Origin of the sequence: Microbacterium foliorum, from assembly GCF_003367705.1 — a bacterium.
GTDB classification, from domain to species: domain Bacteria; phylum Actinomycetota; class Actinomycetes; order Actinomycetales; family Microbacteriaceae; genus Microbacterium; species Microbacterium foliorum.
This window is the reverse complement of record NZ_CP031425.1, coordinates 64542-88342: the sequence shown is the minus strand read 5'-3', so window position 1 is coordinate 88342 and position 23801 is coordinate 64542. Positions and strand designations below refer to the sequence as shown.

The window sequence follows — 23801 nt, the reverse complement described above, 5'->3', positions numbered from 1 at the left end:
GTCGCGGGCGGCATCCGCCGCATCCGTCTCGTCGGCGTCGGATGCGTGCGTATCGGCATCCGCGCGGAAACCGGAACGCTCCCCGGACTCGCGCGAGGACTCGCGCTCGGCGTCGTGGCCGCCCTCGGAGGGGGCCCCGTCATCGCCCTCGACCGAGGCTCCCTCGTCGCGGGGAGCCTGCGATGCGTAGGCCCGATCGACGGGGGCGTCATCGTGGATCGCCGGGTGGTCGCGCATGTGCAGCACCGTGATGGGGGCGGTCTGCACGCCGACGAAGTCGGTGGTCGCGGAGTCGTCGTCGGCGTCGGCCTCGTCGTCCATGAGGTCTTCGTCGGCATCGGTGCGCTCGCGGAGCGCGATGTCGGCCTCGTCGTCCTCGACCGTGTCGGCCTGACCGAGCTGCCAGGAGCGGTAGATCAGGGCGAGCAGGAACGCCGAGACCGCGAAGGTGATCACGATGGCGGTGAGCGTCAGCGCCTGCGGCAGGGGGTCGCTCAGCTCGCCCTCGGTGCCGAAGAAGGGAGCATTGCCCGGCACGCCCATCACGATGAGCAGCAGCAGGTTCGTGGCGTTGCCGAGCAGCAGGAATCCGATCAGCACGCGGGTGAGGCTGCGCTCGAGCATCGCGTAGACGCCGCAGGCGAACAGCACGGCCATGATCACGATCAGGGTCAGCGAGACATCCATCAGATGCTCACCCCCCGCTCACGGAACTCCTGGGCCTGGCGGTCGACCTCGGCACCGAGGCTGCGCAGCACGTCGAGCACCAGCCCGATGACGACCAGGTACACACCGACGTCGAAGATGGTCGAGGTCACGAACTCCATGTGCCCGATACCGGGGATCTCCCACTCCCAGAAGTTGCTGGTGAGGGGCGCGAGACCGAAGAACAACGGCACGACCGCGGTTCCGACGGCGAGGATCAGGCCGGTGCCGAGCAGACGTCCCGCGTCCGTCGGCGCTGCGGCCCCGAGCTCCCAGCGACCGCCCGCGACGTAGCGCATGACGAGCGCCATGCCGGCGACGAGACCGCCCGCGAAACCGCCTCCCGGCAGATTGTGACCGGAGAACAGCAGGAAGATCGACACGACGATGATCGTGTGGAAGAGGACGCGGACGATGACCTCGAGCAGGATCGACCTGTTCTCGGGCCGCATCTTCTGACCGCCGACGAGCCACGCCCGCGGGCTGCTCTCGTTCTCGGACGTCTGGAAGCGCACACCCTCGGTCGTCTCGACGAGCGGGCGGCTGAGGGTGCGGCGGCGGCGCGCCTTCGGGAGGGTCTTGGTCGCCGCGAGCATGTCGGCGCGGTGCGTGACGAACACGAGCGACGCCACTCCGGTCGCGGCGAGCACGAGCACCGACAGCTCGCCCATCGTGTCCCAGCCGCGCAGGTCGACGAGGGCCACGTTGACGACGTTCTTGCCGTGCCCGATGTCGTACGCGAGCTGCGGGAACATCTCGGAGATCGGGTCGGCGACCCGCGACTGCGTCGCCACGATCGCCACCAGCGCCATCGTCAGACCCACCCCGACGCCGAGCAGGGCGCGGGGGATGCGGCCGACGGAGGCGTTGTGCTCGCCCATCCGCGCCGGCAGACGACGCAGCACGAGGGCGAAGGTGACCATCGTCACGGTCTCGACGAGGATCTGCGTGAGAGCGAGGTCGGGAGCACCGCTGGTCGCGAACAGCACGACCATGCCGAGACCGGTGATCGAGACGAGCACGACACCCGTGTACCGCTTCTGCGCGCGCACGGCCATCACTCCGGCGGCCGCCATCATCGGCGCGACGACGAGCTGCACCGGGGTGTGCCAGGCCGAGAGCTGCAGGCGGTCGATGTCGGTGGCCACGAGGGCGGTGATCTCGGCCGCGACGAACACCACGAAGATCGTTCCGACGTAGACCGGCAGCGATCCGCGCTGGGTGAGGGTGGTGCTCAGCACCGAGAGCCGGTCGACGCCGCGCATCACCAGGTAGTAGACGTCGGCCGCGGTGAAGGGGATCAGGCGCGGCTTGCGGTCCCACTTGGTGCGGATGCTGAGCAGGAAGAGGCCGGCGCCGAGCAGGATCGACAGGATGGAGATGCCCAGGGCGGGCTCGAAGCCGTGCCAGAGCGCGAGGTGTCCTGGCCCTTCGACCGCATCGCCCGCGGCGTCGAGTCCCGGCGTCGCGGTGACCGCGTATCCCTGCAGCGCCACATCGAGCGCGGGAGCGCCGATTCCTGCCGCGAGCGTGACGCCCGCGAGGATGATCGGCGCCGAGAGGAAGCCGACGGGAGGGTCGGGCCAGGCGGTGTCCTGCCGGCGGGCGCCGGCGTCGTCGCGCTTGGTCCAGAACGCTCCCCACAGGAAGCGGATGCCGTATGCCGCGGTGAGCATGGAGCCGATGCTCACGCCGATGATGGCCACGAGTCCCCATGGAGATCCGTGCAGCGCGTCGTCGAGCAGCGCGGTGAGCGTCGACTCCTTCGCGACGAATCCGATCGTGGGGGCGATTCCCGCCATCGAGGCGATCGAGATGAACGCCGCCGTGGCCATGACCGGGGCCTGTCGCCCCACTCCGCTGAGCTCGTCGATGTCACGCGTGGACAGCTGCCGGTCGATGACCCCGACGATCAGGAACAGCGCCGACTTGAACAGCGCGTGACCCATGACCAGGGCGAGTCCGGCGAGCGCGCTCGCCTGGGTCCCGTAACCGACGACGACGGCGAAGAACCCGAGCTGACTCACGGTGCCGAACGCGAGGATGCGCTTGAGGTCGGTCTCGCGCAGCGCCTGGATGCCGCCGAGCAGCATGGTGACCACACCCAGCGAGATGATGATCGGCCGCCACGGTCCGGTGAAGGCGAAGATCGGCGCGAAGCGCGCGATCAGATAGATGCCTGCCTTCACCATCGCCGCGGCGTGCAGGTAGGCGCTGACCGGAGTCGGTGCGGCCATCGCACCCGGCAGCCAGAAGTGGAACGGGAACAGCGCGGACTTGCTGATCGCACCGATGAGGAGCATCACGACGGCGGCGTCGACGACCGGCCCGGTGGGGGCGAGCTCGAGGATCTCGTGGATGCTGGAGGTGCCGGCGTCGACCACGAGCAGCACGACGCCGACGAACATCACCAGCCCGCCGAGCGTGGTGACCAGGAGTGCCTGCAGTGCCGCTCGACGGCTGGCCGCACGACGCCGGTAGTGGCCGATCAGGAGGTAGGAGAGGATGCTGGTCACCTCCCAGAACATGACCAGCATGACCAGGTCGTCGGTGAGGACGAGTCCGTACATCGCTCCGGCGAATCCGAGCAGGACGCCGGCGAACTGGCCGATTCCCGCGGAGTCGTCGTGGAAGTACCAGCGGCAGTAGAGCAGCACGAGCGCGCCGACGCCCGTCACGATCAGGGTGAGGACCCATCCGAGCACGTCCATGTGCATCGACAGATCGAGTCCGAGCTGCGGGATCCAGGCGATCGATGCGAAGGGTGCGGCGCCGTCGAGCACCTGAGGGGTGACGACGAGGGCGTGCACGAAGGCCGCGGCGGGGATGACGGCTGCGACGGCGAATGCCTGCGATCCCAGCCAGCGCACCAGAACGGGCATCAGGATCGACCCGAGGAGGAACACGGCGAGGAACGTCAGCATATACGCGGCTCCTCGAAGCTCGTCGGCCGGATACGGCACAGGCGGGCGGGTGTCTATACCGAGTTTACCTGGTGTTTTGGCCCTTTCGGTCCGCATATTCCGCGTCCAGGTCGCACAAATGGCCGCTTCACGCCGTTATCCCGGGCAATCTGCCCTGTTCGAGATCCGTCTGCGGATGCGATCCTGGTCGAGGTGGCCGACGCCGTGACCCTGGGTCCGGCACCGACCGTTCCGACCCGACACCCGCATCGATGAGAGGCCCTCATGCGCATCGCCCTGCACTCCGAGATCCGCGACGGCGCGATCGACGACTACCGCTCCGCTCACGTCCGCATTCCGGATGCCCTCGCCGCGACGTTCGCTCGCATCGGCATCCGCGACTGGACGATCTGGCGCTCCGGCCACCGTCTCTTCCACCTCGTCGACTGCGAGGACTGGGATGCCGCGGTCGCCGCGCTGCAGGACGACCCTGCAGATCACGCGTGGCAGGCCGACATCGGCCGGTTCGTCGAGGTGTTCCGCGATGCCGACGGGAACGAGGGCACGGCGCCGCTCGAGGAGGTCTGGGATCTGCGCACGCAGGTCTCCTGAGATCCCGGCGGCGGGCAGGTGAGCTGCCGGAGCGCGTGACAGAGTAGCCCCGTGACACGGGTGTGGATGCGGGAGCTGTCGGGGTGGATCCTCGCTGCGGCCATCGCGCTGATCGGCGTCGGCGCGGTCGCGGGCTCCCCTCGCGCCGAGCTGCTGTTCCGCGACGGCGACTCCCTGGTCGTCGCGATGCTCGCGCGTTCCGTGCTCTCCGGACAGCCGCTCGACTGGGCGATGTCGAGCGTGCTGTTCGTGCCGGAGTCCGCCGCGTTCACCGCGCTGGACGTCGTGCTGCCTCTCGACACGAACGGAGTCCTCGCGGCGAGTGCGGTGGTGAATCTCCTCGCGCTGTACGGCGCGATCCGCCTGGTCGCCGGACGCTCCCGCCCGGGGCACGCCCCGGTCGCATGGTCACTGATCGCCCTGGGAGCTTTCGGCGCCTCGGCGATGACCGAGGTCTCATCGTCGCGGGAGGCTCTCGAGCTCGCCTCGCTGCAGGCGACCACCACGTACTACGCGGCGACCGTCGTCGCGGTCGTGCTCGCGGTCGGGCTCGTGCGTCGCATCCTCGACCGCGAATCGCGCAGCCCGGCCATGGTCGTCGCCCTCGCCGTCGTCGTGCTGGTGTCGACGTTCTCGAATCCTCTCTTCCTCGCGTGGGGTGTCGTGCCTGTGGTGCTCGTACTCGGTGTCCTCGGCGTCCGCGCACCGCTGCGCACCCGCATCCTGATGCTCTCGGCAGTGCTCCTCGGAGCGGCGGCAGCGGGAATGCTCGCCCGTATTCCGTTCGCGGCATGGATCGCCAACACGGGCGCGGGGTATGCGCAGCCGAGCCATTGGCGCGACTCCGCGGAGTACTACGCAGGTCTGCTCGGCGACCGGATCGCCTCTCCCTCGGGGCTCGTGGGCCTGCTGATCACCGGCGCGCTGCTGGCCCTCGCGGTCGTGCGCACCATGCGGTCATCCGATCTCGGTGAACGTCTCGTCGCGATCTCGGCCTGGGCGATGCCTCTGCTGGTCGTCGTCGGAGCCGTCGCGCTCGGCACTCATGCGACGCGCTATCTCCAGCCCCTCGCGTTCGCCCCGGTGCTCGCGCTCGTGGCGTCGCCGAAGACTCTCCGGGTGCCTGCGGATCTGCGCCGTCGCACCGCCGCCGTCGCCGGCGTCGTGCTGCTGGTGGGGGGCGCGGTCAGTCTGCCGCGGATCGTCGCCGCAGCCTCCGCACCCGATGCCGACCTCGCGTGCGTCACCGACTGGGTCGATGCGTCCGGTCGCACCGGAGCCGGGCAGTTCTGGACCGTCCGCCTGCCGAAGCTGCATCTCGAGGATCCGTCGCAGCTGGTGCAGGTGGATCACCGGCTGAACGCCTACGCGTGGCTCGTCAACCGCCACGACGCCGATGTCGGCGAGGTGTCGTTCCTCGTCGAGGACTCCCAGACGGTGCCATGGGAGCTCCCGCAGTCGGTCGTGCCGACCGACATCATCGACTGCGGGCGCTACTCGATCCGCGACTTCGGGACGTCCCTCCTGCCGATCGGTCCCGCGCACAGCTGACCGGGTCAGCGCGACGGGGGCGCCGTGGTCGTGCCTTCGCGGAAGCGGCACGTCAGGTGAAGGGTGAGTCCGGGCTCGCCCTGCAGCATCCGGGCGACCTGCTCGCCGGCCGCACGCCCCTTCTCGACAGCCGGCTGCACGCTCGTCGTGAGCACGAGATCGCCGAGGCCGTCGGCGGCGATCCCGTCGAACCCGGCCACCGAGAGATCCTCGGGCACGCGCAGTCCGAGCTCTTCCGCCGCTCGGATGACACCGACCGCGATCAAGTCGCTCTGCGCGAGGATCGCCGTCGGTCGCGTGGCCGGGTCCGCGAGCAGAGTCCGACCGGCGAGCAGCCCCTCGTCGATCAGGCTGCTGCCCGTCGAGATCGCGGGAGCCGTCGGGAACACCTCCCGCATGCCGGCGAGTCGATCGACCGTGACCTCGACCGTCGCGGTGTCGATGCGCTCCTGCGTCACCGGCGCTCGCTCGCCCCGGGTGTCGAGCGGCAGGGTGACCAGGGCGACCTCGCGGTGTCCGAGGTCGTACAGGTGTCGAGCGACATCTGCGGCGGCGGCGGTGTTGTCGAGGGTGATCCTCGGGATCCCCTCACCCGCGTCACCCTCGATCACCACGACGGGCAGGCCACGGCTGCGCACGATGTCGAGCGATGCCTTCGTGCGCCCCGAGCAGCCGATCAGCACGACCGCATCGACCGGCGCGTTCGAGAGGGGGGAGCCGTCGTCGCCCGGGTCGTCGCGCATGAGCAGGATGCCGGCACTCAGATCCGCGAGTCCGTCGGTCAGGCCGTCCATCATGGCGGTGGTCACCGGATCGAGGAACGCGGCGCGCAGGTGCCCCTCGAGCACGACCGCGACGATGCCGCTGCGTCCCCGACGCAGCGAGGCCGCACGAGGGTCGGGACCCGCATAGCCCAGGTCGGCCGCCGCGGCGAGCACGCGCTCGCGGGTGGCGGCGGCCACGCTCGCCTTGCCGCTGAAGACGACGGATGCCGTCGACGTGGCCACCCCTGCCGCGCGGGCGACATCAGCGATCGTCGCGCGGCGCGGGGTGTCGTGACTGGTCATACTCCGAGGATAGCTCCCCCGGGTTCCGCGGGATCGAATCGATTCGATATGCTGACCGGATGAACACGGCTCTCTCCCGGTCGCAGTACGTGCGCTGGCGCACGGCGATCTTCGCGATCTTCCTCGCCAGCGGTCTGTCGATCGCCACCTGGGCATCGCGCGTCCCCGACATCAAGCTCGCGCTCGATGTCGACAAGGCGCAGGTCGGCATGCTGCTGCTCGGCGCGGGGATCGCCTCGATCATCGGAATCTCGACGAGCCCCGCGATCGTGGCGCGCACCGGTGCACGCCTCGGCATGATGGTGTCGATCTTCACCTTCGCGTCGGGTGTCGCGCTGATCGGCATCGGCACGAATGTGGTCGGCTCCTATTCGGTGGTGCTGATCGGGCTGGTGCTCTTCGGCCTCGGCAACGGATGCGTCGACGTGATGATGAACGTCGAGGCCACCGCCATCGAGCAGCACTCGGGAAAGACGATCCTTCCGCTGTTCCACGCCTTCTTCAGCTTCGGAACCGTGATCGGTGCGGGGCTCGGAGCTCTCGCCGCGCAGCTGCGCGTCGACGTCTTCACGCACACCCTGGTCATCGCGGTGCTGATCGCCTCGATCGGTGTCGTCAGCATCGTCCACGTCCCGCGGCGGCAGGAGACGCTCGACCCGATCGACGACGACGGCGAGAAGGGCCGCTGGCGCGAGCGGATGCATGTCGCGATGTCGGCCTGGCGCGAACCGCGCACCTACGCGATCGGCGTGGTCATGCTCGGGATGTCGTTCGCCGAGGGCGGGGCCAACGACTGGCTCGCACTCGGCGTCGCCGAGGACCACGGCGGGGGCACGGCCCTCGGCGCAGCCGCCCTCGCCACCTTCTCGGTCGCCATGACCGTGGTGCGCGTCTTCGGCGGACCCCTCGTCGACCGTTTCGGCCGCGTGGCGGTGCTGCGCATCCTCGCGGTGGCCGCGGCATCCGGCATCCTGCTGTTCATCCTCGCGCCGAGTCTGCCGCTGGTGTTCGTGGGAGCGGCGCTGTGGGGCGTCGGCGCCTCGCTCGGGTTCCCGCTGGGAATGTCCGCCGCCGCCGACGACCCGGCGAAGGCGGCCGCGCGGGTGAGCGCCGCGGCGACGATCGGCTACATCGCCTTCCTCGGGGGCCCGCCGGTCCTCGGTTTCATCAGCGAGCACATCGGCCTGCTGAACACCCTCTTCATCGTCGTCGCCCTCGTCGTCATGTCCGGTCTGTTCTCGGGCGCCGCACGTCCGCTGCGCAAAGACGAGATGTCGCAGGCGTCGGTGGCCGCGACGAAGGACTGAGCGTCAGCGCGAGAGGAGAAGGTGCGGCGTCGGGCCTTCGAGCCGCGCGACCGCGGTCTTCACCTCGCCCATATCCGTCTCCAACCGGTCGAACCGCGAATCCGCACGCTGCTCGGACCTCTCGAACCGCGCATCCATCCGCTGCTCCGCCCTCTCGAACCGCGCATCCATCCGCTGCTCCGCCCTCTCGAACCGCGCATCCATCCGCTGCTCCGCCCTCTCGAACCGCGCATCCATACGCTGCTCGAAACTCTCGAACCGCGCATCCATCCGCGTGATCATCCACCCGAAGCCGGCGGCCAGCCCCAGCAGCGTGGACGCGACGGTCACGATCATCGTCACCAGCTCGATCGACACGGTCATCTCCTCATCGTCGTTCTGCTCGCCCAGAATGTCAGGATCCAGTCCGGCACGATCGCGGGGGAGAGCGACGGCACGGGGAATGGGGAAACACCGGCGACCGAACCCGTCGCCGCAGGAGGAGTGCGTCCGACGAAGTAGGCTCGAACGGTGCGTCTCGTCATCGCCCGCTGCTCCGTGGATTACACCGGGCGGCTCAATGCCCACCTCCCCCTCGCCACGCGTCTTCTCGTGCACAAGGGTGACGGGAGTCTGCTCGTGCACTCGGACGGCGGCAGCTACAAGCCGCTGAACTGGATGAGCCCGCCGTGCTCCCTCTCTTCCGAAGAGCCCGGTGAAGAGGAGTCCATCGCCGGGGTCACCGAGGTCTGGCGTGTCACGCACAAGAAGACCGGCGATGCCCTGCGTGTACAGATCTACGAGATCCTGCACGACACCCAGCACGACCTCGGGATCGACCCCGGTCTGCAGAAGGACGGTGTCGAAGCCGACCTGCAGCGCCTTCTGGCCGAGCAGGTCGACCGCATCTCCGACGGCGCGACACTCGTCCGTCGCGAGTATCCGACGGCGATCGGCCCTGTCGACCTTCTCGTGCGGGATGCCGACGGCGCCGCGATCGCCGTCGAGATCAAGCGTCGTGGCGACATCGACGGCGTCGAGCAGTTGACCAGATACCTCGAGCTGCTCGGCCGCGATCCACACCTGGCACCCGTGCAGGGGGTCTTCGCCGCGCAGGAGATCAAGCCGCAGGCTCGCGTGCTCGCCGAGGACCGCGGCATCCGCTGCCTCGTGCTCGACTACGACGACATGAAGGGCATCGAGTCCGGCATCCCGCGCCTCTTCTGAGGTGAGCTGCACAGATGTTCACCGCGGTCGGTCACATCGCCCGCTGCCCATAGGCTGGAAGGCATGGCTTCTTCCCCCTATTCGTGCGTGCTCTGGGATGTCGACGGCACGATCGCCGACGCGTCGGTCGGAATCCTCCGCCGTCTGAACGTCGCTCTCACGCACTTCGGACACCCCGCGCCGACGAGGGAAGAGCTGGTGCACTGGATCGGCCCGCCGATGTTCCAGTCCTTCCAGGCGCAGGCCGGCATGACCCCCGAGCAGTCCGCCGAGGCCGTGACCTTCTACCGCACCCTGGGCAAGGCCGACGGATACACGACAGACGTCGCGACGTACCCGGGCGTGACCGAGATCATCCGCGATCTGCACGCCGCCGGTGTTCCTCAGGCGACGGCGAGCTCGAAGCCCGAGATCCAGGTCGACGCGATCGTCGACTTCTTCGAACTCCGCCCGTACTTCGTCACCACCGTCGGCGCCACCCCCGACGAATCGACCCTCGCCTCGAAGACCGACATCGTGGCCGAGGCGCTGCGTCGTCTCGCCGAGCGTGGCGCAGACGCGTCACGCCCGGTGCTGATCGGCGATCGTCACCACGACGTCGAGGGCGGCAACGCGAACGGCGTCCCGGTGATCTTCGTCGAATGGGGTTTCAGCGACACCCACGAAGGCGATGACGCGGCCTTCCGCGCAGCATCCGCCGCCGAACTGCGCGCGCTGCTCCTGAACTGACCGCGGAGCTCGACACCTGGGGAGGAGAACTCTCCCCAGGGAGGAGCCCCGACCTGCACGCAACCTCCCGACAGGCAGATCTCCTCCTGAGAGGGCGGAATCTCCAGGCCCTCGGGCGGGAGAGGAAACCTGAATCCCGGCCACAAAGCACAGAACTCCCCGCCGAGCGGTCGCGACGGATCGCAACCCCCGGTCGGGGAGTTCTATGACGTCCGCTCTCAGAGCGGACGGATGTTCTCAGCCTGCAGGCCCTTGGGGCCCTGCGCCACGTCGAACTCGACTCGCTGGTTCTCTTCGAGAGAGCGGTAGCCGGATGATTCGATGGCGGAGTAGTGCGCGAAAACGTCAGCGCCGCCGTCGTCGGGGGAGATGAAGCCGAAGCCCTTCTCCGAGTTGAACCACTTAACCGTGCCCTGGGTGCTCATGTACTGCCTGTTCTGCTGGAAAGAAGCCGACGCAGGATGCCCCGACGTGCTCCACGCTAGTGGAGCACGCGCTGAGCGGAAGTCCCGAGATCAGCCCGTAACCCAAATGTTGCAGAGAGGCCAGGGGCCGTCATCCGCCGGGCGCGCGGAGCCGCCCGAAAAATGGTGTGGCCCTCACCGCGGGGGGAGCGATGAGGGCCGAAGACGACCGGAGGGTGCGTCAGATTCCAGCCTAACCCCTCCGGCACCCGTTTGTCCCCCATTTGGGGGACAAAAACGAAAATCATCCGAGATCGTCGATAGCGGCCCTCTCGAACGGCCCGTTGGGGACAGAACCGCTCGAGAGGGCCCAATCGCATGCACGAATCGCCTTGCCTCTGGGGAAGGCAGTCCGTCTCTGGGGAAGACGGAGACGATCGATCCCCTGTGCATGCATCTTCACCATAAGGGAGAGGATGCGGCTTCGCCATGGGGTTGCATCCCGGCATTTCGAGCGGAGCGTCGGCGAGTAGCCTGGTGCGGTGACCATGCTGAACAAGGACATGACGCTGTGCATCTCGCTCTCGGCGCGCCCGAGCAACAACGGCACCCGGTTCCACAACCGCCTCTACGAGGAGCTCGGGCTCAACTGGATCTACAAGGCCTTCGCCCCCACCGATCTCGCCCAGGCGATCGCGGGTGTGCGCGGACTCGGCATCCGCGGATGCGCGATCTCCATGCCCTATAAAGAGGACGTCATCGCGCTGGTCGACAGGATGGATCCGTCAGCGACCGCGATCGACTCCGTGAACACGATCGTGAACGACGACGGCGTGCTCACCGCGTACAACACCGACTACAGCGCGATCGCCCAGCTGATCGCGCAGAACGACCTCGACCCGGCGGCATCCGTCCTGCTGCGCGGATCCGGCGGGATGGCGAAGGCGACCGCGGCGGCGTTCCGCGACGCCGGATCCACCCGTGTCACGGTCGCCGCGCGCAACGAGAGCCGCGGTCGCGCCCTGGCCGACCTGTACGGCTTCGACTGGACGGCGGATGCCGAGGCGGTCACCGCGGACGTGATCGTCAACATCACCCCGATCGGCATGGCCGGAGGTGCAGACGAGCACGCCGTGTCGTTCACCGACGCGCAGATCGCCGCCGCATCGGTGGTCTTCGATGTGGTCGCCCTCCCCGCGGAGACCCCGCTGATCACCGCGGCCCGGGCGGCCGGCAAGACGGTCATCACCGGTGCCGAGGTCGCGACGCTGCAGGCGCTCGAGCAGTTCGTGCTCTACACCGGCATCCGTCCCTCTGCCGAGCAGGTGCAGGCTGCCGAGGAGTTCATGCGGGCCCAGTGAGCGGCCCAGTGAGCGGCCCAGTGAGCGGCGGGGTGGGAGTGCGCGTTCACGCAGAACTCAGACGAGCCATGCCGACTCAGCGCGTCGGAACGGCGGCGTCGACGACCTGACCGTCGACGAGGTGCAGCACCCCGTGCATGCGCGGGAGATGCACGAGGTCGTGCGTGACCAGCAGCGTGGATGTGTTCCGTTCGTCGGTGAGTCGCAGGATGAGATCGATGATGCCGGCCCCGCGTTCCTGATCGAGAGCGCTGGTGGGCTCGTCGATCAGGAGCACGCTCGGATCGTTCATCAGCGCTCGAGCGATGTTGACGCGCTGACGCTGTCCGCCGGAGAGCTGGTGCGGCCTCTTGTGCGCGTGCTCGGCGAGGCCGACCGCCGAGAGCAGCTCCTCCGCGCGAGCGGTCGTCTCGGCGCGACCGCGCCGATTGCGCGGAGTACCGAGCTCGTTCATGACGCTCAGCTGCTCGCGGGCGGTCAAGGACGGGATGAGGTTGGGCTGCTGGAAGACGATCCCGATCCGGTCCCGCCGCAGACGCGTCGCCTCGGCCGTGCTGAGCCCCGTGACGTCATGCCCGTCGATGAGGATCTCGCCGGAATCCGGACGCAAGAGGGTGCCGGCGACGGCGAGCAGACTCGACTTGCCCGAGCCGCTGGGCCCCGTGATGCCGGTGACCGTTCCGGGGTGGGCGGTGAGGGAGACACCGTCGACGGCGGTCACGCGGGAGTCGCCGTCGGGAAAGGTCAGGGTGATGTCGTTCAGGCGGATCATCGGTTGCTCCCGAGTGCGGTGAGAGGGTCGGCGGAGGTGACGGATCGCAGGGCGAAAGCGGCGCCCGCGAGGCCGAGGGCGATCATGATCCCGCCCGGAAGGATGGTCGTGACGGGGCTCAGCAGGAACGGAAGAGCGGTGCCGGCGAGCAGGCCCAGCACGGTGACCAGCCCCAGCCCCACTCCGATGCCGGCCAGAAGGACGATCAGCGCTTGACCCAGCGCATCCCGGATCAGGGATCGCGTGCTCGCGCCGAGCGCCTTGAGGACGGCGACATCGCCCTTGCGCTGCATGGTCCAGACCGTGAAGAAGGCACCGATGACGAGACCCGAGATGCCGAAGAGCATGACCACCATCAGCAGGAGCGATCCGATCTCGGAGCGGAAGGCGCTCAGTGCTGTCAACGATCCGAGGGTCGTCTCGGAGATCGTGTCGTTCGCCGCGTCCGCAGCATCCCCATCGGGGGCGCCCGAGACGACGAGGACCGTGGCGTAGGCATCGGGACTGCCGGTGGATGCCGAATACGCCTGCCAGTCGTGCAGGGTCATCTGCACGACCGGGGTGTGGCTGTACCACGCGTCTCCCTCGACCGTCTCGACGTCGTAGGAGACGCCGGCGATCTCGATCTGCTCTCCGGCCTGCGCGGCGAGCGCCTCCGCGGCGGGCACCGACAGGCGCAGCCGACCGTCTGCAGAGGGCGCATCGGCGTCGAAGCCCGGCTCGACACCGAACACCGCGATCGCAGCACGGGTGTCGGCGGTCTCGGCACGGGTCTGGCTGATTCCGAGGGGGCGTGCGTCGGTCACCCCGGCCGTCGCCGCCCAGTCGATCGCCTGCTGCTCGGTGATCGCGGAGTCGGCGAAACTGGCCGCAGCATCTCCGCCCGAGGGCGAGGAGAACACGATCCTGTCTCCGGGCAGCGCGAGCACGGCCGAGACGTTCTGGATGGCGAGGCCGCCCGTCAGCCCGCTGAGGAACCCGACGAGAAGGGTGATGAGGGCGACGACCGAGGCGATGAGGATGAATCGCCCCTTGGCGAAGCGGAGATCGCGTAACGCGACGAACATGGTGTGGCCTTTCCTGTCGCCGATGCGGCGACCATTCCACTTTCGCCGCGGGCGACATCCCGGTCATCCGCCACGGGGACGAGCTTTCGCGCCCAGGATGAGGACGCCTCGATCGTCCTTTCGGACGATGCGGCCGCGCGGTGCCCCGGCGTAGAGTTCGATCCATGGCGCATACCGCTCTGACCCCGGTGTTCGTGGGTCTGCGGACGGGTCTGCACGTTCTCTTCTTCGCCCTCACGGGGCTCGTCATCGCCCGCGCGGTGCTCGACCCGTCGGAGTCGAGCGTCGCCGCGACGGCGCTGGCGCTGATCGTCGGCGTGACCTACGCCTCGGGCATGCTGCTCGCTCGCCTCTCGCGCGGACGACGGCCGGTGTCACTGATCTGGGTGGCGCTTCTTTCCGCAGAGTGGCTCTGCCTGCTCTGGGTGAGCGCCGATGCCGCCTACCTCGTCTTTCCCCTGTTCTTCCTGTTCCTCCATCTGCTGGGGCGTTGGATGGGATCCGCAGCCATCCTCGCGGCGACGGTCGTCGCGGTGTGCGCACTCGGCATCCACGGCGGGTGGAGCGTCGGCGGCGTCGTCGGTCCGTTCGTCGGCGCCGGCGTCGCTCTGCTGATCGGCCTCGGCTACCAGGCTCTGGCGAAGGAGGCCCAGCAGCGCGAAGCGCTGGTCACCGAACTGCTCGCGACCCGTGGACAACTGGCTGCACAGGAGCATGAATCAGGCGTGCTCGCCGAACGCGCGCGGCTCGCTCGCGAGATCCATGACACGCTCGCGCAAGGACTCTCCAGCATCCAGATGCTGCTGCATGCCGCGGAACGCGCCGACGATACGCGCCCGGGGATCGAGCACATTCGCCTCGCCCGCGAGACCGCCGCCGCGAACCTCGTCGAGGCGCGGCGATTCATCAGGGAGCTGACGCCTCCCCAGCTCGACGATCAGACCCTCGGCGGGGCGCTGCGTCGACTGGCGCGCACGCAGTGGGCGACGCAGGGACTCGACGTGCAGGTGCGCGTGTCCGACACGGTCGTGCTGCCGATGCATCTGCAGACGGCACTGCTGCGCATCACGCAGGGGGCGATCGCCAACGTCCTCCAGCACGCCCATGCGACCACGGCGACGGTCACCATCGGCGTCGAGGGCGACGCCCTCCGCTTCACCGTCGAGGACGACGGAACCGGATTCGACGCGGAGCTTCCTGAACCAGGGACCGCCGGGAAGTCCGACTCCTTCGGCCTGCGCGCCACCGCCGAGCGAGTGCAGCAGCTGGGGGGCAGGCTCCATATCGAGACCGCATCGGGTCGAGGAACGACACTCACCGTCGATCTGCCCCTGGCGGAGTTCGCATGATCCGCCTCGTCATCGCCGACGATCACCCCATCGTCCGGGCGGGCCTCGCCGCCCTGTTCAGTCTCGAAGCGGATCTCGAGGTGGTCGCCGAGGCGGGCACTCCCGAAGAGGCCGTGGCGTGCGCCGAGCGCGAGAATCCCGACGTGGTGCTGATGGACCTGCAGTTCGGCGCCCAGTCCCCGGCCACGGGTGTGGACGCGACTCGACGCATCCGTGCGCTCGAGGCCCCGCCCTATGTGCTCGTGCTCACCAACTACGACTCGGATGCCGACATCCTCGGCGCCGTCGAGGCCGGCGCGAGCGGCTATCTGCTGAAGGACGCGCCGCCGCACGAGCTGACCGCCGCCGTGCGGGCAGCGGCCGCCGGAGAGAGCGCACTCGCACCCGTGATCGCCTCCCGTCTGCTGGATCGCATGCGCGCGCCGCGCGTGAGCCTCAGCAGCCGCGAGATCGAGGTGCTCGAACTCGTCGCCGCCGGGCGATCGAACAGCGAGGTGGCAGACCTGCTCTTCGTCAGCGAGCGGACCGTGAAGTCGCATCTCGCGCACATCTTCTCGAAGCTCGATGTCAGCTCGCGCACCGCCGCGGTCTCGGCGGCGCGCCAGAAGGGCATCCTCCGCTGACACCCGGTGTGTCGCGGACCTCAGATGTCGGAGACGGCGCGTCGATGCGCGACACGGACGACCGTCACGAGCACCTGCTCATCGATGACCTCGCAGAGAACCCGAGAGTCGCCGACTCGTATCCTCCGGGCGTTGTCGCGAGGACGCACCCGTCAGGCGGCGGGAGCAGCGGTCGATGCGCGCACGATCAGCTGCGACCCGAGGGTCACGACGTCGTCGATGGCGGTGCCGTTCATCGCCTGGAGGAGCAGGTCAACGGCGAGCGCGCCGCTGCGCTCGATCGGCATCCGGACCGTGGTCAGTGCGGGGGTCACAGCGCCTGCGAGGTCGATGTCGTCGATGCCGACGATGCTGATGTCGGCGGGGCACCGCTTGCCGAGCTCGAGCAGGCCTGCTTCGAGTCCGAGGGCGACGAGGTCGTTATAGGCGATCACAGCCGTGGCGCCGCTCGCCGCGGCGGGCGCGGCGGCCGCCCGGCCGCCCTGGATCGACGCGGCGTGGTGGCTGAGTCCGGTGAGGCGGATGCCGTGGCGCTCGCACGCCCGCGCGACCGTGTCGGCGCGGCGCGCGTCTGCCCACGAACCGCGGGGTCCCGCGGCATAGGCGATATGCGTGTGCCCGAGAGCCGCGAGGTGCTCGATGGCCTGCGACGGCCCGTGCTCGGTGTCCATGAGCACGCACGGCGCACCGTCGATCTGACGGTTGACGATGACGTACGGGGTGTCTCCGACAAGCTCGAGCACGTCGGCGTCGGGCAGACGGGGGCTGCACAGCAGCATCCCGTCGAGCTTGCGCGCCTGCTCGATCTGGTCGCGTTCGCGGCGCAGGTCCTCGTCGGCGTCGAACAGCACGATGCGGTGGCGTCCGTGCCACGCCTGCCCCTGGATCGCTTTGAGCAGCGTGGCGTAAACGGGGTTCGCAACATCGGGAACGACGACCCCGAACGTGCGCGTCGCGGTGGCCGATTGCGACGCCGCGTACCCGAGTTCTCCCGCCGCTTCGAGCACGCGGCCGAGGGTGTTCGGGGCGAGGCGGTCAGGCTCCCCGAAGGCACGCGATGCGGTCGCGATGGACACGCCGGCGCGCCGAGCGACATCCGTCAGCGTCGCTGCCATGTTCACCTCCCAGCCTCGGAGCAATCCTACGATCTCCAACCCCGATGTAAAACGGCTTGACAAGTTTGTACAAACACTGCACACTGATTTTCATGACGATCAACGCCGATCACCCTCAGCGGTGCGCGGCCCCGAGCGAAGGAGCCACCGCGTGAGCACTTCAGCACCGGCCCTGCGCCGCACCACCTCTGCGTCCGCAACCCCCCTGGTCGCCCCCACCGCGGCAGGCATCCTGCACCTCGGGCTCGGCAGCTTCCACCGCGCACACCAGGCCGTCTACACGGCATCCGCCCTGCAGTCCGGCGGCGGCGACTGGGGCATCATCGGCGTCGCCTCGCATTCCCGCTCGATCGTCGACGCCATGCATGCCCAGGACATGCTCTACTCCGTCGCGACGATCGCGCCCGGCAGCACCTCGCTCACCATCCCCGGCGTGCACACCGACGCCTTCGTCGGCGCCGAGCAGCCCGAGCGCGTGGTCGCACAGATCGCCGACGACGGCATCCGCATCGTGACGCTGACGGTGACCGAGAACGGCTACAGCTACTCCCCCGCGTCGCAGGCTCTCGACCTAGACGACGACACCGTGCGCGCCGACCTCCGCGGCGGTGCCCCCCGTTCGACCATCGGACAGCTCGCACGCGGGCTGCAGGCGAGAGCCGCCGCAGGCGGTGCCCCCCTCTCGATCCTCAGCTGCGACAACCTGTCGGCCAACGGCGCGCACACCGAGAAGCTCGTGCGGGAGTTCCTCAGCGAGCTGCCCGGCTCCGAGGGCGCCGATGCGCTCGCGTTCCTCGACCGCGCCGTGATGTTCCCCTCCAGCATGGTCGACCGCATCGTGCCGTCGACCACCGCCGAGCTGCGCAACCGCGTCAGCACCCTGCTCGGCGCCCGCGACGACATCCCCGTGCCCGCCGAGCCGTTCACGATGTGGGCGATCGAAGACCGCTTCGCCGGCGGCCGCCCTGCGTGGGAGGCCGGCGGCGCCGTCTTCACCGACGAGGTCGGACGCTACGAGCAGATGAAGGTGCGGCTGCTCAACGGCACGCACTCCCTCATCGCCTACCTCGGCGCACTGAGCGGAGTGGCCACGATCCCCGAGGCGATCGGACTCGAGGGCATCGAGAGCGCCGCACGCGCCGTGCTGCGCGACGAATACGAGCCCTCGATCGAGGTGCCCTCCGGCGTCGACATCCGCGCCTACGAGAGCGAGCTGTTCGAGCGCTGGGCCAACAGCGCGCTGGGCCACCGCACCAGCCAGGTCGGCACCGACGGATCGGTCAAGCTGCGCCAGCGCATCCCCGAGCCGGCGCTGCTCGCGCTCGGACAGGGCGAGATGCCGCACCTGATCGCTCTGACGGTCGCCGGCTACCTCTCGTGCATCGCTCCGATGCCGGGGTTCGACCCCGGCCTGCACGCCGCCGCGATGACCGACGGCGCCCGCGAGCGCCTCGCCGGATTCGCGGCGAGCGCACGCACCGGTCGCGAGCTGGCACAGCGCGTGATCGGCGACCTGCATCTGTTCGGTGATGGACTCGGATCTCAGGATGCGTTCATCGCCCGCGTCGGCGAGCTCGTCGACATCATCCGGAGACGCGGCGTCGACGTCGCGATCGCGGATGCCGTCTCGGCATCCCGGACCACCGCACCATCACCCATCAGCGCAGAGGAGCTGCAGCCATGAAGTCTCTCGCCATCCACGGCAAGGAAGACATCCGCTGGGAGGACCGCGAGGTCCCGACCCCCGGCGAGGGCGAGGTGCGCCTCCGTGTGAACTACGTCGGCATCTGCGGGTCCGACCTGCACTACTACTTCCACGGCGCCAACGGCGAGTACACGATCCGCGAGCCCCTGACCCCGGGCCACGAGCTCTCCGGCGTCGTCGACCTCGACCCGTCCGGGCGCCTCGCACCCGGCACGCCCGTGACCGTGCACCCCGCCCGCTACGGACCCGAGGTCCCCGGCCTCGAGGACCGTCCGCACCTGCGCTCCGGCGGCGACTACCTCGGCAGCGCCGCGGCCGACCCGCACCGTCAGGGCGGAGCATCCGAGCTGCTGATCGTCGAAGACCACATGATCCGCGTGCTGCCGGCATCCCTTCCGCTCGAGCGCGCAGCCCTCGCCGAGCCGCTGGCCGTGGCGATCCACGCCGTGAGCCTCGCCGGTGACATCACCGGCGCGCGCGTGCTGGTGATCGGAGCCGGTCCCATCGGCCTGCTCGTCGTGGCCGCCGCGGTCGAGGCCGGAGCATCCGTCGTGGGCGCCAGCGATGTGCGCGAAGAGCCGCTCGAGCGTTCGCAGGCGCTCGGCGCGACCGAGGTGTCGCTCGTCGGTCGCGACACGATCGAGAACGAATCGTACGACGTCGTCTTCGAATGCTCCGGCGTCGGAGTCGCGCTCTCCTCGGCCGTCCGCGCGGCCCGCCGCGCCGGCACCATCGTGCAGGTCGGGATGCTCCCCAACGCCGACATCGGAGTGAACCTCGCTCCGATGCTCGCCAAGGAGCTCACCATCCGCGGCGCATTCCGCTTCTCCACCGAGATCGACGACGCGATCGCCCTGCTCGCCGAGTCCGACGCGCTCGACTCCGTCATCTCCCACGTCATCCCGGCATCCGACGCCGTCGAGGCTCTCGAGCTCGCTCGTGACTCGTCCGCCTCGGCGAAGGTCCTGCTGTCCCTCTAGCCCCACCCCCTCCGCGCCCCCGCGCACCCCCCCTGTTCCCGGTCCGAAGGAGTACCTCCCATGTCAGAAGCCCAGACGACGGCCTCGGCCGTCGATCCCGCCGAGAAGAGGTCGGTGCGCGACCTCGTGCGCGCCGCCGTCTCCGGATGGCTCGGCACCGCCCTCGAGTTCATGGACTACCAGCTCTACTCGCTGGCCGCCGCGCTCGTGTTCGCCGATCTGTTCTTCTCCTCCGAGAACCCCGCGGTCGCCGTCGTCGCCGCGATGGCCACCTACGGCGTCGGCTACGTCGCACGACCCGTCGGCGCCTTCTTCTTCGCCCGTCTCGGCGACAAGACCGGTCGCACGAAGGTGCTGTTCTACACGATCCTCCTGATGGGTCTCGCGACCACCCTGATCGGCTTCCTGCCGACGTACGACCAGGTGGGCGTGCTCGCGCCGATCCTCCTCGTGCTGCTGCGCATCGCGCAGGGCTTCGGTGCGGGTGCCGAGATCTCGGGTGCGGGCGTCATGCTCGCCGAGTACGCACCGGCGAAGCGCCGAGGCATCATCGCCTCGCTCGTCGCGCTCGGCACGAACTGCGGCACCCTGCTCGCCTCCGGCATCTGGGCGATCCTGCTCGTCGCCTACAGCGAGCAGGAGGTCATCGCGTGGGCATGGCGCATCCCGTTCATCGGCAGCGCGATCATCATGCTCTTCGCCATCTGGGTGCGCTTCAACCTCAAGGAGACCCCGGTCTTCGAGGAGCGCGACGACGTCGTCGACGGCAAGGCGCTCTCCCGCGAGGAGACGATCCAGCTCGCCACCGAGACCGGCGACGTGCGCACCCTCGAGGCGATGGAGCGCAAGCCCTGGAAGGCGTTCTCGATCGCCCTCCTGCTGCGCTTCGGCCAGGCCGGCAACTCGGGCATGATCCAGACCTACCTGATCAGCTACATCACCGTCGTGCTGCTGCTCGACCGCTCGATCGGCGTCAACGCCGTGATCGTCTCGTCGCTCGTCGCCTTCATCACCGTGCCTCTCTCGGGCTGGCTCGGTGACAGGTTCGGCCGCAAGCGCATGTACATGATCTGGGCGGTCGTCGCGCTCATCGTCATCGTCCCGACGATGCTCATGATCAGCAGCGGTGTCACGCTGCAGGTCTTCATCGGCTACGTCGTGCTGCACAACCTCGCGGTGATGAGCTTCGCGTCGCTCGAGAACCTCACGCTCCCCGAGCTGTTCGGTGCGCGCAACCGCTACACGTTCACGGCCATGGCACGCGAGATCGCCGCCATCGTCGCGACCGGCGCGGGCCCCGTCATCGCCGCCGCGTGGGTGTCGGCCGCCACCGGCTCGTTCATCCCGATCATCATCATGCTGTTCATCTTCACCCTGAGTGCGCTCATCGCCTCGATCTGGATGCCCGAGGTCGCAGGCCGCGACCTGACGGACCCCCGCGACGCGATCTGATCGCCCCGCACATCACGACCAGGGGTGCGGACGCGACGCGCGTCCGCACCCCACCTCGCCCCGCATCATCAGGAGAACGACATGACCATCGAGATCGTCGACGTCACCATCACCAGCCCCGGCCGCAACTTCGTCACGCTCAAGATCACGACCTCCGACGGCATCACCGGCCTCGGTGACGCCACCCTGAACGGACGTGAGCTCGCCGTCGCCGCCTACCTGTCGGAGCACGTCGCGTCGATGCTCGTCGGCCGTGACGAGGACAGGATCGAAGACACCTGGCAGTACCTCTACCGCGGCCCGTACTGGCGTCGGGGACCTGTGACCATGGCGGCGATCGCCGCGGTCGACATGGCGCTGTGGGACATCAAGGCCAAGAAAGCCGGGATGCCGCTCTACCAGCTGCTCGGCGGCGCCAGCCGGGAGGGCGTGCGGGTGTACGCCCACGCCTCGGGCACCGACTACGCGGCGCTCTCCAACGCGATCACCGGTTACAAGGAGCTCGGCTACACCGCGGTGCGCGTGCAGACCGGGGTGCCGGGCCTCGGTCAGATCTACGGCGTCTCGAACGCCGGGCCGGGCGTGCGCTACGACTACGAACCGGCCAAGCGCTCGGGTGCGCGCCCCGCCGAGGAGACCTGGGACACCCGCAACTACCTCAGCCACATGCCCGGGATCTTCGCCCAGATCCGCGAGGAGTTCGGCACCGATCTGCGCATCCTGCACGACGGTCATCACCGGATGTCGCCCATCGAGGCCGCGCGCTTCGCGAAGGACATCGAACCCTACGACCTCTTCTGGCTCGAGGACTGCACCCCCGGCGAGGACCAGACCGCGCTGCGCCTGGTGCGTCAGCACTCCACGACGCCGCTCGCCATCGGCGAGGTCTTCAACTCGGTGTACGACTATCAGACGCTGATCACCGAGCGACTGATCGACTACGTGCGCTCGGCCGTCACGCACACCGGTGGCATCACCGCCATGAAGAAGCTGCTCGACTTCGCCGCGATCTACGGCATCAAGTCGGGCATCCACGGACCCACCGACATCTCCCCGGTGGGCATGGCCGCCGCGCTGCACCTCGACCTGGCGATCCACAATTTCGGCATCCAGGAGTACATGCCCCACAATGAGAAGACCCTCGAGGTCTTCCAGACCTCGTTCACCTTCGACGAGGGATTCCTGCACCCCGGTGACCTTCCGGGTCTGGGTGTCGAGCTCGACGAAGAGGCCGCAGCCGCTCACGAATACACCAAGGCGTATCTGCCGGTGAACCGACTTCTCGACGGGACCGTACATGACTGGTGACACCCCCCGCATCGCGCTCCCGCCCCGCTCGGTCGAGTCCCGCCTGATCGTCGTCGCCCGTGCGAAGCGGGCGGAGGACTACGACGCCGTTCTCGAGGTGCTGGTCGATGCCGGCATCCGCAGCGTCGAGCTGACGCTCACCACGCCAGGCACGTTCGACCACTTCCCCCGCCTGCTGGCGCAGTTCGGCGAGGTCGCAGACCTCGGCATCGGCACCGTCACGTCGTCGGCCGACCTCGGCCGGGCAGTCGACGTCGGCGCCCACTACCTGGTCACTCCGATCACCTCGACCGCGTTCGTGCAGCAGGCCACCGATGCCGGCGTGCCCATCGTCCCGGGCGGGCTCACCCCGACCGAGCTGTTCGCGTCGTGGTCGGCCGGGGCATCGGCCGTCAAGATCTTCCCCGCAGGCCAGGTCGGTCCGGCGTACCTGAAGGACCTTCGCGGCCCGTTCCCCGATCTGGTGGCCATGCCGTCGGGCGGCGTCGACCTCGCCGGAGCCTCCGCGTGGCTCGCGGCCGGTGCCGTCGCGGTGAGCGTCGGCGGCCCCCTGCTCGGCGACGCCTTCTCGGGCGGCGACCTCACCGCGCTGCACGACCGGGCTCAGGCCTTCGTCGAGGTGTGCGCTCGATGACCTCGCCCTCCGTGGTCACCCTGGGTGAGACCATGGCGCTCATGCGCACGACCGAGATCGGTTCGCTGCGGCATGCTCACGCGATGGCGCTCGGCATCGGAGGCGCGGAGAGCAACGTCGCGATCGGTCTCGCCCGTCTGGGTGTCGCCGTGTCGTGGCTCGGACGGGTGGGCGACGACTCCCTCGGCGAGCGCGTCGCGCGGGACATCAGGGCCGAGGGCGTGGACGCGCGGGTCATCGCCGATGCCGGGGCCCCGACCGGGCTGATGGTGAAAGAGCGACCGTCTGCGTCGTCGACGGCCGTGCAGTACTACCGTGCGGGGTCGGCCGGATCCCGACTGCATCCCGACGACCTGCCCGACGGGTGGATCGCCGCCGCCTCGCTGCTGCACCTCACCGGCATCACCGCGCTGCTGTCCGAGACCGCGCGTGCGGCGCTGCACGCGGCCATCGATCGTGCGCGGGATGCGGGGGCCACCGTCACCTTCGACATCAACTACCGTTCTGCGCTGGCGTCGGCAGAGACGGCCGGCCCGGTGCTGCGTGAGCTCGCCGAGCGCGCCGACATCGTCTTCGGGGGCGCCGAGGAGTTCGCGATCCTGTACCCGGGGCTGTCGGCCGACGAGGCCGCGGACCGGCTCCGCTCCGCGGGGTGCGCGACGGTCGTGCTCAAGCGCGGCGCGGCGGGTGCGTCGGTCCTCACCGACGGCTCGGTGGTCGATGCACCCGGCTTCTCCATCGATCCGATCGACACGGTCGGTGCAGGAGATGCCTTCGTCGCGGGCTACCTGAGCGCTCTGCTCGACGGCCTCGACGTCGAGCGCACTCTGCAGCGCGCGAACGCCTGCGGCGCGATGGCCTGCCTCGTGCCCGGCGACTGGGAGGCCGCGCCGTCGCTGCGTGACCTCGAGCGCTTCCTCGACGGCGACGCCGACCCGGTGCGGCGCTGAA

At 69.2% G+C, this 23801-nt stretch carries 22 protein-coding genes and 1 pseudogene; 14 read left to right on the top strand and 9 right to left on the bottom strand.

Annotated elements, in window-relative coordinates; all coding sequences use genetic code 11:
* Positions 1–177: 177 nt before the first annotated feature.
* Positions 178–687 (bottom strand): annotated as a pseudogene (locus DXT68_RS00470) (Na(+)/H(+) antiporter subunit C); the annotation flags it as partial.
* Entirely contained in the window at positions 687–3629 is a 2943-nt protein-coding gene (locus DXT68_RS00465) for a Na+/H+ antiporter subunit A (protein ID WP_045252599.1), read from the bottom strand. The pseudogene DXT68_RS00470 and the gene DXT68_RS00465, both read right to left, overlap by 1 nt.
* Before the next feature lie 264 nt (positions 3630–3893).
* On the opposite strand from DXT68_RS00465, the gene DXT68_RS00460 reads away from it, so the two are divergent.
* Together DXT68_RS00460 and DXT68_RS00455 are read left to right on the top strand one after the other, a co-directional pair.
* Positions 3894–4220, top strand: coding sequence for an L-rhamnose mutarotase (locus tag DXT68_RS00460; RefSeq protein ID WP_045252598.1), 327 nt, complete (start codon positions 3894–3896; stop codon positions 4218–4220).
* Positions 4221–4271: 51 nt separating this feature from the next.
* Positions 4272–5771, top strand: a complete 1500-nt coding sequence (locus DXT68_RS00455; protein ID WP_052677568.1) for a hypothetical protein — start codon at positions 4272–4274, stop codon at positions 5769–5771.
* A 5-nt stretch (positions 5772–5776) separates the two neighbouring features.
* Here the strand turns inward: DXT68_RS00455 and DXT68_RS00450 are convergent, their stop codons facing one another.
* On the bottom strand, positions 5777–6838 hold the full coding sequence (locus DXT68_RS00450; protein WP_045252596.1) for a LacI family DNA-binding transcriptional regulator: 1062 nt from the start codon (positions 6836–6838) through the stop codon (positions 5777–5779).
* Between the two features lie 59 nt (positions 6839–6897).
* Between DXT68_RS00450 and DXT68_RS00445 the strand changes: the two genes are divergently transcribed.
* Entirely contained in the window at positions 6898–8145 is a 1248-nt protein-coding gene (locus tag DXT68_RS00445) for an MFS transporter (protein ID WP_045252595.1), read from the top strand.
* A gap of 3 nt (positions 8146–8148) precedes the next feature.
* On the opposite strand, the gene DXT68_RS00440 is transcribed toward DXT68_RS00445, so the two are convergent.
* Positions 8149–8508: a hypothetical protein gene (locus DXT68_RS00440; RefSeq protein WP_045252594.1), complete on the bottom strand. Its 360-nt coding sequence runs from the start codon at positions 8506–8508 to the stop codon at positions 8149–8151.
* A gap of 147 nt (positions 8509–8655) precedes the next feature.
* On the opposite strand from DXT68_RS00440, the gene nucS reads away from it, so the two are divergent.
* Positions 8656–9351 (top strand): endonuclease NucS, encoded by a 696-nt coding sequence (gene nucS / locus DXT68_RS00435; RefSeq protein WP_045252593.1) that lies wholly within the window; start codon positions 8656–8658, stop codon positions 9349–9351.
* A 63-nt stretch (positions 9352–9414) separates the two neighbouring features.
* Positions 9415–10080: an HAD hydrolase-like protein gene (locus DXT68_RS00430; protein ID WP_045252592.1), complete on the top strand. Its 666-nt coding sequence runs from the start codon at positions 9415–9417 to the stop codon at positions 10078–10080.
* A 218-nt stretch (positions 10081–10298) separates the two neighbouring features.
* On the opposite strand, the gene DXT68_RS00425 is transcribed toward DXT68_RS00430, so the two are convergent.
* On the bottom strand, positions 10299–10505 hold the full coding sequence (locus tag DXT68_RS00425; protein ID WP_042540947.1) for a cold-shock protein: 207 nt from the start codon (positions 10503–10505) through the stop codon (positions 10299–10301).
* Positions 10506–11032: 527 nt separating this feature from the next.
* Between DXT68_RS00425 and DXT68_RS00420 the strand changes: the two genes are divergently transcribed.
* A complete protein-coding gene (locus DXT68_RS00420) occupies positions 11033–11845 on the top strand; it encodes a shikimate 5-dehydrogenase (protein WP_082068759.1) in 813 nt (270 codons plus the stop codon).
* Between the two features lie 76 nt (positions 11846–11921).
* Here DXT68_RS00420 and DXT68_RS00415 read toward each other — a convergent pair whose 3' ends face one another.
* On the bottom strand, positions 11922–12617 hold the full coding sequence (locus DXT68_RS00415; RefSeq protein ID WP_045252591.1) for an ABC transporter ATP-binding protein: 696 nt from the start codon (positions 12615–12617) through the stop codon (positions 11922–11924).
* Positions 12614–13684, bottom strand: coding sequence for an FtsX-like permease family protein (locus DXT68_RS00410; protein WP_045252590.1), 1071 nt, complete (start codon positions 13682–13684; stop codon positions 12614–12616). Before DXT68_RS00410 ends, DXT68_RS00415 begins: the two co-directional genes overlap by 4 nt.
* A gap of 164 nt (positions 13685–13848) precedes the next feature.
* Between DXT68_RS00410 and DXT68_RS00405 the strand changes: the two genes are divergently transcribed.
* Positions 13849–15033, top strand: a complete 1185-nt coding sequence (locus DXT68_RS00405) for a sensor histidine kinase (RefSeq protein ID WP_045252589.1) — start codon at positions 13849–13851, stop codon at positions 15031–15033.
* On the top strand, positions 15030–15656 hold the full coding sequence (locus tag DXT68_RS00400) for a response regulator transcription factor (protein ID WP_045252588.1): 627 nt from the start codon (positions 15030–15032) through the stop codon (positions 15654–15656). The genes DXT68_RS00405 and DXT68_RS00400 overlap by 4 nt, the downstream gene beginning before the upstream one ends.
* Positions 15657–15676: 20 nt before the next feature.
* On the opposite strand, the gene DXT68_RS00395 is transcribed toward DXT68_RS00400, so the two are convergent.
* Positions 15677–15805 (bottom strand): type II toxin-antitoxin system RelE family toxin, encoded by a 129-nt coding sequence (locus DXT68_RS00395; RefSeq protein WP_115760431.1) that lies wholly within the window; start codon positions 15803–15805, stop codon positions 15677–15679.
* Between the two features lie 3 nt (positions 15806–15808).
* On the bottom strand, positions 15809–16771 hold the full coding sequence (locus DXT68_RS00390; protein ID WP_045252605.1) for a LacI family DNA-binding transcriptional regulator: 963 nt from the start codon (positions 16769–16771) through the stop codon (positions 15809–15811).
* Between the two features lie 151 nt (positions 16772–16922).
* On the opposite strand from DXT68_RS00390, the gene DXT68_RS00385 reads away from it, so the two are divergent.
* The 6 genes from DXT68_RS00385 to DXT68_RS00360 all read left to right on the top strand — a co-directional run bounded on the left by DXT68_RS00385 (position 16923) and on the right by DXT68_RS00360 (position 23800).
* On the top strand, positions 16923–18455 hold the full coding sequence (locus DXT68_RS00385) for a mannitol dehydrogenase family protein (protein WP_115760430.1): 1533 nt from the start codon (positions 16923–16925) through the stop codon (positions 18453–18455).
* Positions 18452–19456: an L-idonate 5-dehydrogenase gene (locus tag DXT68_RS00380; protein WP_045252587.1), complete on the top strand. Its 1005-nt coding sequence runs from the start codon at positions 18452–18454 to the stop codon at positions 19454–19456. Before DXT68_RS00385 ends, DXT68_RS00380 begins: the two co-directional genes overlap by 4 nt.
* 60 nt (positions 19457–19516) lie before the next feature.
* Positions 19517–20908, top strand: coding sequence for an MFS transporter (locus tag DXT68_RS00375; RefSeq protein WP_045254069.1), 1392 nt, complete (start codon positions 19517–19519; stop codon positions 20906–20908).
* 81 nt (positions 20909–20989) lie between these two features.
* Positions 20990–22216, top strand: a complete 1227-nt coding sequence (gene manD, locus DXT68_RS00370; RefSeq protein ID WP_045254068.1) for a D-mannonate dehydratase ManD — start codon at positions 20990–20992, stop codon at positions 22214–22216.
* Positions 22206–22850 (top strand): bifunctional 4-hydroxy-2-oxoglutarate aldolase/2-dehydro-3-deoxy-phosphogluconate aldolase, encoded by a 645-nt coding sequence (locus DXT68_RS00365; protein ID WP_045254067.1) that lies wholly within the window; start codon positions 22206–22208, stop codon positions 22848–22850. The genes manD and DXT68_RS00365 overlap by 11 nt, the downstream gene beginning before the upstream one ends.
* Positions 22847–23800 carry a sugar kinase gene (locus tag DXT68_RS00360; protein WP_045254091.1) on the top strand — a complete coding sequence of 318 codons (954 nt, stop codon included), beginning with the start codon at positions 22847–22849 and terminating at the stop codon, positions 23798–23800. Before DXT68_RS00365 ends, DXT68_RS00360 begins: the two co-directional genes overlap by 4 nt.
* Position 23801 lies beyond the last annotated feature (1 nt).

What these genes read in the sequence shown, in the direction of transcription:
- DXT68_RS00375 (WP_045254069.1), top strand. Translation starts at nt 19,517, where the DNA reads ATGTCAGAAGCCCAGACGACGGCCTCGGCCGTCGATCCCGCCGAGAAG.
- DXT68_RS00465 (WP_045252599.1), bottom strand. Translation starts at nt 3,629, where the DNA reads ATGCTGACGTTCCTCGCCGTGTTCCTCCTCGGGTCGATCCTGATGCCC.
- DXT68_RS00460 (WP_045252598.1), top strand. Translation starts at nt 3,894, where the DNA reads ATGCGCATCGCCCTGCACTCCGAGATCCGCGACGGCGCGATCGACGAC.
- manD (WP_045254068.1), top strand. Translation starts at nt 20,990, where the DNA reads ATGACCATCGAGATCGTCGACGTCACCATCACCAGCCCCGGCCGCAAC.
- DXT68_RS00360 (WP_045254091.1), top strand. Translation starts at nt 22,847, where the DNA reads ATGACCTCGCCCTCCGTGGTCACCCTGGGTGAGACCATGGCGCTCATG.
- DXT68_RS00450 (WP_045252596.1), bottom strand. Translation starts at nt 6,838, where the DNA reads ATGACCAGTCACGACACCCCGCGCCGCGCGACGATCGCTGATGTCGCC.
- DXT68_RS00430 (WP_045252592.1), top strand. Translation starts at nt 9,415, where the DNA reads ATGGCTTCTTCCCCCTATTCGTGCGTGCTCTGGGATGTCGACGGCACG.
- DXT68_RS00390 (WP_045252605.1), bottom strand. Translation starts at nt 16,771, where the DNA reads ATGGCAGCGACGCTGACGGATGTCGCTCGGCGCGCCGGCGTGTCCATC.
- DXT68_RS00405 (WP_045252589.1), top strand. Translation starts at nt 13,849, where the DNA reads ATGGCGCATACCGCTCTGACCCCGGTGTTCGTGGGTCTGCGGACGGGT.
- DXT68_RS00425 (WP_042540947.1), bottom strand. Translation starts at nt 10,505, where the DNA reads ATGAGCACCCAGGGCACGGTTAAGTGGTTCAACTCGGAGAAGGGCTTC.
- DXT68_RS00440 (WP_045252594.1), bottom strand. Translation starts at nt 8,508, where the DNA reads ATGACCGTGTCGATCGAGCTGGTGACGATGATCGTGACCGTCGCGTCC.
- DXT68_RS00420 (WP_082068759.1), top strand. Translation starts at nt 11,033, where the DNA reads ATGCTGAACAAGGACATGACGCTGTGCATCTCGCTCTCGGCGCGCCCG.
- DXT68_RS00380 (WP_045252587.1), top strand. Translation starts at nt 18,452, where the DNA reads ATGAAGTCTCTCGCCATCCACGGCAAGGAAGACATCCGCTGGGAGGAC.
- DXT68_RS00400 (WP_045252588.1), top strand. Translation starts at nt 15,030, where the DNA reads ATGATCCGCCTCGTCATCGCCGACGATCACCCCATCGTCCGGGCGGGC.
- DXT68_RS00365 (WP_045254067.1), top strand. Translation starts at nt 22,206, where the DNA reads ATGACTGGTGACACCCCCCGCATCGCGCTCCCGCCCCGCTCGGTCGAG.
- DXT68_RS00415 (WP_045252591.1), bottom strand. Translation starts at nt 12,617, where the DNA reads ATGATCCGCCTGAACGACATCACCCTGACCTTTCCCGACGGCGACTCC.
- DXT68_RS00410 (WP_045252590.1), bottom strand. Translation starts at nt 13,684, where the DNA reads ATGTTCGTCGCGTTACGCGATCTCCGCTTCGCCAAGGGGCGATTCATC.
- DXT68_RS00445 (WP_045252595.1), top strand. Translation starts at nt 6,898, where the DNA reads ATGAACACGGCTCTCTCCCGGTCGCAGTACGTGCGCTGGCGCACGGCG.